13 protein-coding genes are annotated in these 13,279 nt (G+C 71.6%); 9 read left to right on the top strand and 4 right to left on the bottom strand.

Annotated features, from left to right (window positions below; all coding sequences use genetic code 11):
• Window positions 1–9: 9 nt before the first annotated feature.
• From BEK98_RS17165 to rsmI, 3 genes are all read right to left on the bottom strand, one after another.
• Complete coding sequence (locus BEK98_RS17165; protein WP_094217382.1) at window positions 10–888, bottom strand: TatD family hydrolase; 879 nt, start codon at window positions 886–888, stop codon at window positions 10–12.
• Window positions 889–934: 46 nt separating this feature from the next.
• Window positions 935–1,339, bottom strand: coding sequence for a hypothetical protein (locus tag BEK98_RS17160; protein WP_094217381.1), 405 nt, complete (start codon window positions 1,337–1,339; stop codon window positions 935–937).
• A gap of 297 nt (window positions 1,340–1,636) precedes the next feature.
• Window positions 1,637–2,485 (bottom strand): 16S rRNA (cytidine(1402)-2'-O)-methyltransferase, encoded by an 849-nt coding sequence (gene rsmI, locus BEK98_RS17155; RefSeq protein WP_094217380.1) that lies wholly within the window; start codon window positions 2,483–2,485, stop codon window positions 1,637–1,639.
• A 105-nt stretch (window positions 2,486–2,590) separates the two neighbouring features.
• Here rsmI and BEK98_RS17150 point away from each other — a divergent pair, with 105 nt between their 5' ends.
• The 3 genes from BEK98_RS17150 to BEK98_RS17140 all read left to right on the top strand — a co-directional run bounded on the left by BEK98_RS17150 (window position 2,591) and on the right by BEK98_RS17140 (window position 7,874).
• A complete protein-coding gene (locus BEK98_RS17150) occupies window positions 2,591–4,339 on the top strand; it encodes a dolichyl-phosphate-mannose--protein mannosyltransferase (RefSeq protein WP_094217379.1) in 1,749 nt (582 codons plus the stop codon).
• Between the two features lie 133 nt (window positions 4,340–4,472).
• The gene (locus BEK98_RS17145) at window positions 4,473–6,113 is read left to right on the top strand and encodes a penicillin-binding transpeptidase domain-containing protein (RefSeq protein WP_094217378.1); all 1,641 of its coding nucleotides are present in this window, start codon (window positions 4,473–4,475) and stop codon (window positions 6,111–6,113) included.
• A 96-nt stretch (window positions 6,114–6,209) separates the two neighbouring features.
• Window positions 6,210–7,874: a penicillin-binding transpeptidase domain-containing protein gene (locus BEK98_RS17140; RefSeq protein ID WP_094217377.1), complete on the top strand. Its 1,665-nt coding sequence runs from the start codon at window positions 6,210–6,212 to the stop codon at window positions 7,872–7,874.
• Between the two features lie 15 nt (window positions 7,875–7,889).
• On the opposite strand, the gene BEK98_RS17135 is transcribed toward BEK98_RS17140, so the two are convergent.
• Window positions 7,890–8,231, bottom strand: a complete 342-nt coding sequence (locus tag BEK98_RS17135) for an SsgA family sporulation/cell division regulator (protein WP_094217376.1) — start codon at window positions 8,229–8,231, stop codon at window positions 7,890–7,892.
• Window positions 8,232–8,378: 147 nt separating this feature from the next.
• On the opposite strand from BEK98_RS17135, the gene BEK98_RS17130 reads away from it, so the two are divergent.
• The 6 genes from BEK98_RS17130 (at window position 8,379) to BEK98_RS17105 (ending at window position 13,255) form a co-directional block, all read left to right on the top strand.
• Window positions 8,379–9,422: an energy-coupling factor ABC transporter permease gene (locus BEK98_RS17130; protein ID WP_094217375.1), complete on the top strand. Its 1,044-nt coding sequence runs from the start codon at window positions 8,379–8,381 to the stop codon at window positions 9,420–9,422.
• A 1-nt stretch (window position 9,423) separates the two neighbouring features.
• On the top strand, window positions 9,424–10,215 hold the full coding sequence (cbiQ, locus tag BEK98_RS17125; protein WP_094217374.1) for a cobalt ECF transporter T component CbiQ: 792 nt from the start codon (window positions 9,424–9,426) through the stop codon (window positions 10,213–10,215).
• Window positions 10,203–10,961, top strand: a complete 759-nt coding sequence (locus tag BEK98_RS17120; RefSeq protein WP_094217373.1) for an energy-coupling factor ABC transporter ATP-binding protein — start codon at window positions 10,203–10,205, stop codon at window positions 10,959–10,961. The genes cbiQ and BEK98_RS17120 overlap by 13 nt, the downstream gene beginning before the upstream one ends.
• The gene (locus tag BEK98_RS17115; RefSeq protein WP_094217372.1) at window positions 10,958–11,434 is read left to right on the top strand and encodes a MarR family winged helix-turn-helix transcriptional regulator; all 477 of its coding nucleotides are present in this window, start codon (window positions 10,958–10,960) and stop codon (window positions 11,432–11,434) included. Before BEK98_RS17120 ends, BEK98_RS17115 begins: the two co-directional genes overlap by 4 nt.
• A gap of 158 nt (window positions 11,435–11,592) precedes the next feature.
• Complete coding sequence (locus BEK98_RS17110) at window positions 11,593–11,997, top strand: organic hydroperoxide resistance protein (protein WP_094217443.1); 405 nt, start codon at window positions 11,593–11,595, stop codon at window positions 11,995–11,997.
• A gap of 94 nt (window positions 11,998–12,091) precedes the next feature.
• A complete protein-coding gene (locus tag BEK98_RS17105) occupies window positions 12,092–13,255 on the top strand; it encodes a serine hydrolase domain-containing protein (RefSeq protein ID WP_094217442.1) in 1,164 nt (387 codons plus the stop codon).
• Window positions 13,256–13,279 lie beyond the last annotated feature (24 nt).

Here is a 13,279-nt window from a genome sequence, read left to right as displayed (position 1 = left end):
AATGTGCGGTCAGTAATCGAACGCGCGGGCGGTGTTCGCGCCGAGCGCCGTCGCCAGCGTGTCCTCGTCGATGCCGCGCACGGCGGCCATCGCGCGCACCGTGACCGGCACCAGATACGGGGCGTTGGGCCGTCCGCGGTACGGCGCCGGCGTCAGGAAGGGCGCGTCGGTCTCCACGAGGACCAGCTCCAGCGGGGCGACGGCGAGGGCGTCCCGGAGGTTCTGGGCGTTCTTGAAGGTGACGTTGCCGGCGAAGGACATGAAGTAGCCCTCGCGGGCGCAGATCCCGGCCATCTCGGCGTCGCCGGAGTAGCAGTGGAAGACGGTGCGCTCGGGGGCGCCCTCCTCCTTCAGGACGCGCAGGACGTCGGCGTGGGCGTCACGGTCGTGGATGACGAGGGCCTTGCCGTGCCGCTTGGCGATCTCGATGTGGGCGCGGAAGGACCGCTCCTGGGCGGCCTTGCCCTCGGGGCCGGTGCGGAAGTAGTCCAGCCCCGTCTCGCCGACGCCCTTCACGTGGGGCAGCCCGGCCAGCCGGTCGATCTCGGCGAGCGCCTCGTCCAGCGCGGCGTCGCCGCCCGGCTGCCGGGCGCCCTGCCGGGACCAGCCGTCGGGGTCGCCGTGGACGATGCGCGGGGCCTCGTTGGGGTGCAGGGCGACGGTCGCGTGGACGTTCTCGTACGCGGCGGCCGTCTCGGCGGCCCAGTGCGAGCCCTTGATGTCGCAGCCGACCTGGACGACGGTCGTCACACCCACCGACGCGGCCTTGGCCAGGCCCTCCTCGACGGTCCCGGACTGCATGTCGAGGTGGGTGTGGGAGTCGGCGACGGGCACCCGAAGGGGCTCCGGGAGCGGCGGTGCCGCGTTCTTGTCGGCGTTCGAAGGCATGCCCCGATCCTACGAAAGGGGCACGCCTGATCGATCGCCCCTCGGGTCAGCTCGCCCGGCGCTGGAACGGGTGCAGGAGATCGGACAGGTGCCAGTGGTGCGGCTCCTTGGCCTGGCCCGGCGTCTCCGGGGCCTCGACCGGGCCGCCCTGCGGAGCGGGGTGATGGTGCCCCTCCGCCGCGCTGCGCACCGACGCGACCTGACCCGCGCGCATGATCCGCACGACGTGGCCGTCGCAGTTCTGGCACGCGGGCCGGCTCAGCGGGGACGGCACGATCCGCCCGTCGGCCACGTACCGCACGAACTCGTGGCCGTCGCCGTCGGTGTGGTGCTCTATCTCGTACGACTGCTCCCAGCCGTGCCCGCATCGCATGCAGGCGAACGAATACGACTCGTGAACGACGGCTGTGGCCGTACCGCGGAGGCCGGACTGCCCTGCGAACTCACTCATGCCAGCTCCTCTGTACCGCTGGACAAGCGCCCCGAAGCGGGGATTCCCCCCGGAATCCCCTGGGGCGAGGGACGGGTGCGTCCCTTCGACCAGTGGACGCCTCCACCGGAGCGAATGCATCTGGCCTGTCGAGTGTTGGAGGCGATTTGGACGACGCTTGCCAAATCGGCCCCTGGCACGGGGTCTGGTCTTTGCCTTTCGCGCCCCCCTTTTGCCCTCCCATGGGGCGCGCGCTCACAAGAGAACGCCCCTGCTCAGAGGGCATATTTCAGCAGGCACCAGCCGGACGAACCCGGTTCACCCCCCGGCGTGCTTGGCTGAAACCACCGCGTCGAAAACAGCCCGCTTGGGCAGCCCGGCCTCCGCCGCCACCGCGGCGATCGCCTCCTTGCGCCGCTCCCCGGCCTCCTCCCGGACCCGCACCCGGCGGACCAGCTCCGCGGCGTCGAGTTCCTCGGGGCCGGCCTCGGGGGCTCCCTCCACGACGACGGTGATCTCCCCGCGGACGCCCTCCGCGGCCCACCGCGCCAGCTCCGCGAGCGGCCCCCGCCGCACCTCCTCGTACGTCTTGGTCAGCTCGCGGCAGACGGCGGCCCGCCGCTCCGCGCCGAAGACCTCGGCCATCGCCGCGAGGGTGTCGTCGAGCCGGTGCGGGGCCTCGAAGTAGACGAGCGTCCGCCGCTCGGCGGCGACCTCCCGCAGCCGGGACAGCCGCTCCCCCGCCTTGCGCGGCAGGAAGCCCTCGAAGCAGAACCGGTCGACGGGCAGCCCGGACAGGGCGAGGGCGGTGAGCACGGCGGACGGCCCGGGGACGGCGGTGACCTTGACGTCCTTCTCCACGGCGGCCGCGACCAGCCGGTACCCCGGGTCGGAGACCGACGGCATCCCCGCGTCCGTGACGAGTAGCACGCGCGCCCCGCCGAGCAGCTCCTCGACCAGCTCGGGGGTGCGGGCGGACTCGTTGCCCTCGAAGTACGACACCACGCGCCCCTTGGGGGTCACGCCCAGCGCCTGGGTGAGCCGACGCAGCCGCCGCGTGTCCTCGGCGGCCACGACATCGGCGCCCGCCAGCTCCTCCGCGAGCCGGGGCGGCGCGTCCGCGATGTCACCGATGGGGGTACCTGCCAGGACAAGGGTTCCAGTCACGCCCCCATCCTCCCAGGGCCGCCGGGGAGGGGTGAAAGCGACCGCATCCCGACCGGTACCTCACATGCACGGGACTCACACAGAACGGTTCCCTACGATGGCGCGGTGACCAGTACCGCGTCCTCCACGGACCTCCGGCAGGGCCAGGCACCGCACGACCAGCGGCCGTCGTGGCAGCAGCGGCTGCGCCGATTCGGCTACGCGCCCGCCAAGGACGCTCCCTCGGGTGACGTACGCGACCGGCTGGTGCCGCCGTACACCGAGCCCAGTCCGCGCCTGTGGCAGGTGCTGGGCGTCCCGCCGGTCCTGGCGGAGCGCATCAGCCGCTGGTCGGGCTGGGTCGGTCCGCTGCTGGTGACGCTGATGGCGGGCCTGATGCGGTTCTGGAACCTGGGCAGCCCGCGCGCGGTGATATTCGACGAGACGTACTACGCCAAGGACGCCTGGGCGCTCGTCCACCGCGGGTACGAGGTCAACTGGGACAAGAACGCCAACGACCTGGTGCTGCAGACGCACGGCCATCTCGCGATCCCCACGGACGCGGCGTACGTCGTGCACCCCCCTGTGGGCAAGTACGTCATCGGCCTGGGCGAGCTGATGTTCGGGTTCAACCCGTTCGGCTGGCGCTTCATGACGGCCGTGCTGGGGACCCTCTCGGTCCTGCTGCTGTGCCGGATCGGCCGCCGGATGTTCCGCTCGACGTTCCTCGGCTGTCTGGCGGGCGCGCTGATGGCGGTGGACGGCCTGCACTTCGTGATGAGCCGGACCTCGCTGCTCGACGGCGTGCTGATGTTCTTCGTCGTGGCCGCGTTCGGCTGCCTGATCGTCGACCGGGACAGGTCACGGCAGAGACTGGCCGCCGCGCTGCCTGCCGGGCCCGACGGCCGGGTACGCCCGGACGACCACGTCGGCGACACCTTCCGCTTCGGCTGGCGGCCCTGGCGCTGGGGCGCGGGGCTGATGCTGGGGCTGGCCATCGGCACGAAGTGGAACGGCCTGTACATCCTGGGCGCGTTCTTCGTGATGGCGGTGCTGTGGGACGCGGGCGCCCGCAAGGTGGCCGGCGCCCGGAACCCGTACCTCGCGGCGCTCAAGTACGACACCGGGATCGCGTTCCTCGCGACGTTCCCGGTGGCGCTCACCGTCTACCTGGTCTCCTGGACCGGCTGGATCCTCTCCCCGTCCAACGGCACCGGCGGCTACTTCCGCAACTGGGCGGCGACCGACGGCAGGGGCGGCCACTGGACCTTCCTGCCGGACTGGCTGCGCAGCCTGTGGCACTACGAGCACGAGGTCTACAAGTTCCACATCGGGCTGTCGTCCCCGCACACTTACCAGTCCAACCCGTGGAGCTGGCTCGTGCTGGGCCGCCCGGTGTCGTACTTCTACGAGTCCCCCTCCCCCGGCGCCGACGGCTGCCCGGCCGACGCCGGGGAGAAGTGCGCCCGGGAGGTGCTGGCCATCGGCACACCGCTGCTGTGGTGGGCGGCCTGCTTCGCGATCCTGTACGTGCTGTGGCGCTGGCTGCTCCGCCGCGACTGGCGGGCCGGCGCCATCGCCTGCGGCATCGCGGCCGGTTACCTGCCCTGGTTCATGTACCAGGAGCGGACGATCTTCCTCTTCTACGCGGTCGTCTTCCTGCCGTTCCTGTGCCTGGCGGTGGCGATGCTGATCGGCGCGATCATCGGCCCACCGAACTCCAGCGAGACCCGCCGGGTGATCGGCGCGTCGGCGGCGGGCGTCCTGGTGCTGCTGATCGCCTGGAACTTCATCTACTTCTGGCCGCTGTACACGGGCACGGCGATCCCGATCGACAGCTGGCGGTCGCGGATGTGGCTGGACACCTGGGTCTGACCGGGCAGTCGTTCGGAGCCGGCATGAGTCACGGTTTCGACAACTTCCGTCTCAGTGACCTCACAAGCGCATACAGTGCTCCCGCAACCTGTTTTGAACGCGTTCAACAGGGTCCACGGGGAGGAAGCGCGCCATGCGCAACGGGGTCAAGGGTGCCGTCATAGGCACTGTGTGTGTGGTCATGCTGGGCGGGGCCGGGTACGGCGCCTACAACATCATGTCCGCGCTGAGCGGTGACGGGGGGACGGGCGGCGGTCCCGCGGTCGTGAAGAGCGGGCCGCCGAGCGGTACGGAGGTCGAGGAGACCACCGGGAAGTTCTTCGCCGCCTGGGAGAAGGGGGACGCCTCGACCGCGGCGACGTACACCAACTTCCCGGAGGCGGCACGGGAGCTGCTCGCGGCGTACGGCGGGGACGCGCACATCACCAAGGTGCACATCACGCCCGGTACGGCCACCGGCACGACCGTGCCTTTCACGGTCAAGGCAACGGTGTCGTACGGGGGAAAGACCCAACCGCTCAGCTACGAGAGCCGCTTGACCGTCGTACGCGGCAAGACCTCGTACCGGCCGCTGGTCGACTGGCAGCCCTCCGTCGTCCATCCGCAGCTGCGCAAGGGCGACACCCTGATGACGGGCGAGTCCGCGGCCCCGCCGATCGAGGCCGTGGACCGCGACGGGAAGGTGCTGACGAAGGAGACGTACCCGTCGCTCGGCCCGATCCTGGACGAACTGCGCAAGCGCTACGGCGACAAGACGGGCGGCCGGGCCGGCGTGGAGCTGGTGATACGGCACGAAGGCACGACGGGGACGGCGGAGGGCGCGGCCGACACCACCCTCCTCACCCTCGCCAAGGGCAAGCCGGGAAAGCTCCCGACGACGCTCAGCGCGGGCGCGCAGGCGGCTGCCGAGACGGCCGTGCGGAAGTACGCCGATGCGTCCGTCGTGGCCGTCAAGCCGAGCACGGGCGAGATCCTGGCCGTCGCCAACCACCGCGACGACGGCTTCGACGCGGCCCTCCTGGGCGAACGCCCACCCGGCTCCACCATGAAGATCATCAGCGCGGCGGCCCTCATCGACAACGGCCTGACCACCGCGAACGGCCCGGCGCCCTGCCCTCCGTCCGCCGTCTCCGAGAGCCAGACCTTCCACAACCTCAAGGATCTGAAGCCCGACTACCACGCCACCCTCTCCGACAGCTTCGCCCGCTCCTGCAACACGGCGTTCGTGAAGTTCGCGGACGAGGTCAAGGTGGACACCCTCACCAGGGAGGCCCAGGAGCGGTTCGGGCTCGGGCAGAACAACTGGCAGATCGGTGTCCCGTCCTTCGACGGCCGGGTCCCCGCCGCCGGCGGCCCCGACACCGCGGCCGCCCTGATCGGCCAGGGCCAGGTCCAGATGAGCCCGCTCAACATGGCCTCCGTGACGGCGACCGCGAGGACCGGCACCTTCCGGCAGCCGGTGCTCGTGCCGCTGAGCCTGGACCACCGCGAACCGGCACGCGCGCGCGGGCTGTCGCAGAGCACGGTCCAGCAGCTGCGCGCCATGATGAACCGCACAGCGACCAGCGGCACCGCGGCCGGGGTCATGTCCGGGCTCGGCCCCGACTTCGGCGCGAAGACCGGCTCGGCGGAGGCCGACGGGCAGGCGAAGTCGGACAGTTGGTTCACCGGGTACCGGGGCGACGTCGCCGCCGCCGCGATGGTCCAGGACGGCGGGCACGGCATCGACGCGGCCGGGCCGATTGTCGCAAGCGTGCTACGGAGTGCCGGGTGACATCACCCGCAAAGACGGGGACCTTACTGTGGTTGTCGTCGTTGGGGAGTGTGAGGGCTGCGGGGACCCTGGGGAAAGCGCGGAGGAACTGAGGCTGTGGGCAAGAGAAGGCGCGTCGCCGAGCGACGGAAGACCAGACCCGCCGTACTCGGCGGGATGATCGCCGTGGTCGTCGTCGGCGCCGGGTTCGGCGTCTACGCGCTGTACGACGGCGGCGCGGCGGCCGACGAGCGGACGTCCGCGGCCGACCACAAGGCCGTGAAGACCGGCCCGCTCACCGCCGCCGAGGTCCGCACGGCCTCCACCCGCTTCCTCACCGCCTGGCAGCAGGGCCGGACCACCGAGGCGGCGGCCGCCACCGACGACCCGTCCGCCGCCACCGCACTGCTCACCGGCTACACCAAGGACGCCCACCTCAAGGGCGTCACCCTCAGGACCGGCACCGCCACCGGCGCCAAGGTGCCCTTCTCCGTCAAGGCGACGGTGGCGTACCAGAGCCTCAGCAAGCCGCTCGCGTACGACAGTTCGCTCACCGTCGTCCGGCGCAAGAGCGACGGCAAGCCGCTGGTCGGCTGGCACGCCTCCGTGGTCCACCCGGACCTGAAGGACGGCGACACGCTCGTCACCGGCGAGTCCGGCACCCCGCCGATCAAGGCGCTGGACCGCGACGGCGGGGAGCTGACGACCGCCACGTACCCGTCGCTGGGCACGGTCCTGGACGGGCTGCGGGAGAAGTTCGGCAAGACGGCGGGCGGCAAGGCCGGCGTGGAGCTGCGGGTGGTGCGCGGCAAGGCGTCGGAGGCGGCCAAGCTGTCCGACAAGACGCTCGTGGAGCTGAGCAAGGGCACGCCGGGCACGGTGAAGACGACGCTGAGCCCGACGCTCCAGGCGGCCGCCGAGAAGCAGGTCGACCAGCGGGCGCGGGCCTCGGTGGTGGTCATGCGGCCCTCCACCGGTGAGATCCTCGCGGTCGCCAACAGCGGGCACGGGTTCAACACCGCCTTCCAGGGCTCCCTGGCGCCCGGCTCCACGATGAAGATCGTGACGTCGACGATGCTGTTCGAGAAGGGACTCGTCACCCCCGACGCGTCGCACCCCTGCCCCAAGACGTACAAGCTCGCCGGCTGGACGTTCCACAACGACGCCGACTCCGAGATCAAGAAGGGCACGTTCAAGCTGAGCTTCGGGGCCTCCTGCAACAACGCCTTCATCAATTTCGCGCCGAAGCTGTCCAACAGCGACCTGACCCAGGAGGCCCAGCAGGTCTACGGCCTCGGCCTGAACAACTGGGCCATCGGCGTCCCGTCCTTCGACGGCTCGGTCCCGGTGCAGAGCGGCGCGCAGATGGGCGCCTCGCTGATCGGGCAGGGCGGGGTGCGGATGAACCCGCTGAACATGGCGTCGGTGGCGGCGACCGTGGAGTCGGGCGTCTTCCGCCAGCCGTACCTGGTGGCCCCCACGGTCGACCACCGCACCCTGGCGAAGGCCTCGCGCACCATGTCGTCGAAGACGCAGTCCCAGCTGAAGGACGTCATGCGGTACACGGCGGCGTACGGCACGGCGGCCAAGGCGATGGCGGGCCTCGGCCCGGACTACGGCGCCAAGACGGGCTCCGCCGAGGTCGACGGCCAGAAGAAGCCGAACGGCTGGCTCACCGCCTACCGCGGCGACCTCGCCGCGGCGGGCGTGGTCCAGGCGGGCGGGCACGGCGGCGACACGGCCGGGCCGATCGTCGCCGCGCTGCTGAAGATGGGCGGCTGAGCGGTCCCGGAGACGTCAGCTGCCGACGGGCTCGGCGGTGTACGTCCGGCGCAGGAACCGGAGCAGCGCCTTCGACTCGAACTGCACCACCTCCACGCCGTGCGCGGAGTGGAACTCCACCACGGCCTGGACGCGCCCGCACGGCCACACCCGGACGTCGCCGCTCTCGGCCGGCGCCCGCAGCCCCCGTTCGAGCAGGGCGCGCGAGAAGGTCCACTCGTGGTGCGGTCCGGGCAGGTCGACGCGGACCGACCGTGGATCGGTGTCGGGGTCGTACCGCAGCATTACGGGTACGGCCCCCGGGTCCTCCTCATCCGTGACGATGTGGGCGCGCGCGTACTGCTCGACTACAGACATCGGATCGCCCTCTCACGCTCAGTCACCTATGCGAAAGCTGTGCATCCGCTTCCATCCAATGTCGCATATTTTCCGGTTTGCGCCTCGTCGACAGTGAGACTCCATCTCTCTTGCAAAAGGTTCGCAACAAGCGTCTAAAATCGTACGGTGCACGTACCTGACGGATTCATCAACGCCCCCACCTCCGCGGTCACCGGAGTCGTCGCCGCCGGCGCCCTCGCCGTGAGCCTGCGCGGCGCCCGCCGCGAACTCGACGAGCGGACGGCCCCGCTGGCCGGTCTGGTGGCGGCGTTCATCTTCGCCGTGCAGATGCTGAACTTCCCGGTGGCGGCCGGCACCAGCGGCCACCTTCTAGGTGGTGCGCTCGCCGCGATCCTGGTCGGCCCGTACACAGGCGTGCTGTGTGTGTCGGTCGTCCTGCTCATGCAGGGCGTGCTGTTCGCGGACGGCGGGCTGACCGCGCTCGGCGTGAACATCACCGACATGGCGATCGTCACCACCGTGGTGTCGTACGCCGTCTTCCGCGGGCTGCTCGCCGTCCTGCCCCGCAAGCGGCGCTCGGTCACCGTCGCCTCCTTCGTCGCCGCGCTGCTCTCCGTGCCGGCCGCCGCCGTCGCCTTCACGCTCATGTACGCGATCGGCGGAACCACGGACGTCTCCATCGGCAAGGTGGCGACCGCGATGATCGGCGTCCATGTGCTGATCGGCATCGGCGAGGCCGTGATCACCGCGCTCACGGTGAGCGCCGTCATCGCCGTACGCCCGGACCTGGTGCACGGCGCGCGCGGCCTCCAGCAGCGCCTGCAGCTGCGCGTGAACGGCGACCTGGTGGACGCTCCGGCTCCCACGGCGCCCGTGGCGGCGCGCACCTCCCGCCGCACGCTGTGGATCACCGGCCTGGTCACCTCGCTGGTGCTCGCCGGGTTCGTGAGCTTCTACGCCTCGGCCAACCCCGACGGCCTGGAGAAGGTCGCGCACGACAAGGGCATCGACAGGAAGGCCGAGAAGCACGCGGCGGCCGACTCCCCGCTCGCCGACTACGGCGTCAGGGACGTCTCCGACGCCCGGCTGTCCGGCGGCCTCGCGGGCGTGATCGGCGTCGGCGTCACGGTCGTCGCGGGCAGCGCGGTGTTCTGGGCGGTGCGCAGGCGCCGCAGCGCGGACGTCTCGCCCGTGAACACGGGCCTGTGACATGGGAGCGGGACACGCCCACCGTCTCTACCGGCACGGGCACTCCCCCGTGCACGCCCTGCCGCCGCACACCAAGCTGGCGGCCGTCTTCGCGTTCGTGGTGGTCGTGGTGTCCACCCCGCGCGAGGCGATGTGGGCGTTCGCGGTGTACGCCGTCCTGCTCGCGTTCGTCGCGTACCGCGCGCGCGTGCCCGCCGGTTTCCTGCTCAAGCGGCTGCTGATCGAGGTGCCGTTCGTGGCGTTCGCGGTCCTCATGCCGTTCGTGGCCGAGGGCGAGCGGGTCGACGTCCTCGGGCTCTCGCTGAGCGTGAACGGCCTGTGGGGCGCCTGGAACGTGCTCGCCAAGGGCACTCTCGGCGTCGCCGCCTCCGTGCTGCTGGCCGCCACCACCGAGCTGCGTGAACTGCTGCTCGGGCTGCAGCGGTTGAAGCTGCCGCCGCTGCTCGTGCAGATCGCCTCGTTCATGATCCGCTACGGCGACGTCATCACCGACGAGATGCGCCGGATGCGGATCGCCCGCGAGTCGCGCGGCTTCGAGGCGCGGGGCGTACGGCACTGGGGGGTGCTCGCCAAGTCCGCCGGCGCGCTGTTCATCCGCTCCTACGAGCGCGGGGAGCGCGTGCACCTCGCCATGGTGAGCCGAGGGTACTCCCCCACTACTAAACGTGTGGGCGGTGCCCCCAGCGCGATGCCGGTCATCGACGAGGTGACCGCGTCCCGCGCGCAGTGGTCGTACGCCCTCGCGCTCCCCTCGGCCGCCCTCGTCGTCTGTCTGCTGGGATGGATCCTGTGACACCTTCGCTGGAAGTGGCCGGACTGGCCTTCGCGTACCCCGACGGCCATCAGGCCCTGTTCGGTGTGGATTTCTCGATCGGGCGCGGCGAGCGGGTCGCGCTGCTCGGCCCGAACGGCGCCGGCAAGACCACCCTCGTCCTGCACCTGAACGGCATCCTGGGCGGCGGCACCGGGACGGTGACCGTGGCCGGGCTGCCGGTCGGCAAGCGGCACATGGCCGCGATCCGGCAGAAGGTCGGCATCGTCTTCCAGGACCCCGACGACCAGCTGTTCATGCCGACCGTGCGGGAGGACGTGGCGTTCGGGCCGGCCGCCGCCGGCATCAAGGGGGCCGCGCTGGAGGAGCGGGTGCGCACGGCCCTGGAGCGGGTCGGCATGCAGGACTTCGCCGACCGGCCGCCACACCACCTGTCCTTCGGCCAGCGCCGCCGGGTCGCCGTCGCGACCGTGCTCGCGATGGAGCCGGAGATCCTGGTCCTGGACGAGCCGTCCTCCAACCTCGACCCGGCCTCCCGGCGTGAACTCGCCGACATCCTGCGCTCGCTGGACGTGACGGTCCTCATGGTCACGCACGACCTGCCGTACGCCCTGGAGCTGTGCCCGCGCTCGCTGATCCTCAGCGACGGCGTGATCGCGGCGGACGGCCCGACCGGCGAGCTGCTCTCCGACGACGCCCTGATGCGGGCGCACCGTCTGGAGCTGCCGTTCGGCTTCGACCCGAAGTCCGTGACAATGGGCGCGTGACGCGTCAAGACGACCGAGACGACAACGGGGCCGCGGGGTCGCTGCGCCTGGACGACCAGCTGTGCTTCGCGCTGTACGCCGCCCAGCGCGCCGTGACCGCCGCGTACCGTCCGCTCCTCGACGACCTGGGGCTCACCTACCCGCAGTACCTCGTGCTGCTGGTCCTCTGGGAGCGCGGCGAGACCAGCGTGAAGGAGCTGGCGGGCGCCCTGCGCCTGGACTACGGCACCGTCTCGCCGCTGCTGAAGCGGCTGGAGGGGGCGGGGCTGGTGCGCAGGGAGCGCGCGGCGGACGACGAGCGCTCGGTGCTCGTCGCCTGCACCGGGCGCGGGGAGCAGCTCAGAGAGCGCGCGGAGCGGGTGCCCGGCGCACTGCTCACGACCGCAGGGCTCGGCACTCAGGAGATCGCGCGGTTGCGCGAGGAGCTGTGGAAGCTCACCGAGCGCGCCGACGCGGCGGCCGACCGGCGCTGATCTCGCGTTACCCGCGGTTGCCACCCCCTGCTGGCGCAGACTGACGTACCGGCCAGTACCTTGTGCACGATGTACTTGTGCGCCACTTGCCCTGGGGGAGGCCAACCTTGACCGACGTCACCGCAGACACCGCTGTCGACACCCGTCCGACGAAGATCATGTACGTCGCCGAGGCCACCGCCCACGGTGGCCGGGACGGCTACGTCACCAGCCAGGACGGCCAGATCCAGCTGAACGTCGCGATGCCGCCGGAGCTGGGCGGAGACGGCAACGGCACCAACCCGGAGCAGCTGTTCGCGGCCGGCTACAGCTCCTGCTTCCACAACGCGCTGATCCTCGTCGGCAACCGCTCGGGCTACGACCTGACCGGCTCCACGGTGGCTGCGAAGGTCGGCATCGGCCCCAACAAGCACCGCGGCTACGGCCTCGCGGTCGCCCTCAGCGTCTCCCTGCCGGTCCTGGACCCGGAGGTCGCGGCGAAGCTGGTGGACGCGGCGCACGAGGTGTGCCCGTACTCGAACGCGACGCGCGGGAACATCGACGTGACGATTCTGCTGGGCTGAGCCGTAGCGGATATCACCACCCGCCGAGGAATCCAAGGCCACACGCCCGTGTTTCACTCGTGGTCGCAAGCGAGTGGAGGGACCCGGCGTGGATGTGGATGTGAACGGCACGGTGGCCGAGGGCTTCGAGCCGGTCAGGGAGGCGTTCGCAGCGAACTTCGCGCTGCTCGGGGAGCGCGGCGCGGCCGTCGCCGTGTACCGCGACGGGCACCGGGTCGTCGACCTGTGGGCCGGCACCAAGGACGTGGACGGCGCGGCCCCCTGGGAGCCGAGCACCGCGCAGGTCGTGCGCTCCGCGACCAAGGGTGTCGCCGCGGCCGCGCTCCTGCTGCTGCACCAGCGCGGCGAACTGGACCTGGACGCCCCGGTCGGCACGTACTGGCCCGAGTACAAGGCGGCCGGCAAGGAGCGCACGCTCGTCCGGCACCTGCTCGCGCACCGCGCCGGCGTGCCCGTCCTGGACCGCCCGCTGACCCCCGAAGAGGCCGCCGATCCCGACCTCGGCGCGGCGGCCGTCGCCGCGCAGGCGCCGGTGTGGGAGGCGGGCACGGACCACGGCTACCACGCGCAGACCTACAGCTGGCTCACTGGCGAGCTGGTCCGGCGGATCACCGGGCAGCCGGTCGGCGCATGGGTGGCGGAGGAGATGGCGGCGCCGGTCGGCGCCGACCTGTGGCTCGGCCTGCCCGCGGCGGAGCAAGCGCGCGTGGGCCGTGTCGGCCCCGTCGAGGCACCCCGGACGGCCGGCGCGCTGAAGACCCGCCCGAAGCGGTCCGTGTCCGAGGCCTACGCCGACCCCGACTCCCTCACCCGGCGCGCCTTCGCCGCGATCAGCCCGCTCCCGGACGAGAACGCGCCCTCCTACCGCGCGGCCGCCCTGCCCGCCTCCAACGGCATCGCCACCGCCGACGGCCTGGCCCGCTTCTACGCCTCGCTCATCGGTGAAGTGGACGGCGGCACACGGCTGTTCACCCCCCGGACCATCGAACTGGCCCGCGCCGAGCAGTCCGCCGGACCGGACCGGATCCTCGTGGTGGGCACCCGGTTCGGCCTCGGCTACATGCTGCACGGCAGCGCGTCCCCGCTGCTCTCCCCCGGTTCCTTCGGCCACCCGGGCCGGGGCGGCGCCCTCGCGTTCGCCGACCCGGAGACGGGCATCGCGTTCGGCTATGTCACCAACGGCTTCAGGAAGAGCGTGACGGCGGACCCGCGGGCGCAGGCGCTGGTACGGGCGGTACGCACGGCGCTCGCACAGTAAGCAGGGGGCGTGTGCGGCGCCGTA

The organism is Streptomyces diastatochromogenes (assembly GCF_002242805.1).
Lineage (GTDB): Bacteria > Actinomycetota > Actinomycetes > Streptomycetales > Streptomycetaceae > Streptomyces > Streptomyces diastatochromogenes.
Note: the sequence above shows the minus strand (reverse complement) of the source record. Positions and strands in the feature narration are given on the sequence as shown.

Coding starts and splice junctions, on each gene's coding strand:
- BEK98_RS17165 (WP_094217382.1), bottom strand. CDS start 888: ATGCCTTCGAACGCCGACAAGAACGCGGCACCGCCGCTCCCGGAGCCC.
- BEK98_RS17160 (WP_094217381.1), bottom strand. CDS start 1,339: ATGAGTGAGTTCGCAGGGCAGTCCGGCCTCCGCGGTACGGCCACAGCC.
- BEK98_RS17145 (WP_094217378.1), top strand. CDS start 4,473: ATGCGCAACGGGGTCAAGGGTGCCGTCATAGGCACTGTGTGTGTGGTC.
- BEK98_RS17135 (WP_094217376.1), bottom strand. CDS start 8,231: ATGTCTGTAGTCGAGCAGTACGCGCGCGCCCACATCGTCACGGATGAG.
- cbiQ (WP_094217374.1), top strand. CDS start 9,424: ATGGGAGCGGGACACGCCCACCGTCTCTACCGGCACGGGCACTCCCCC.
- BEK98_RS17120 (WP_094217373.1), top strand. CDS start 10,203: ATGGATCCTGTGACACCTTCGCTGGAAGTGGCCGGACTGGCCTTCGCG.
- BEK98_RS17110 (WP_094217443.1), top strand. CDS start 11,593: ATGTACGTCGCCGAGGCCACCGCCCACGGTGGCCGGGACGGCTACGTC.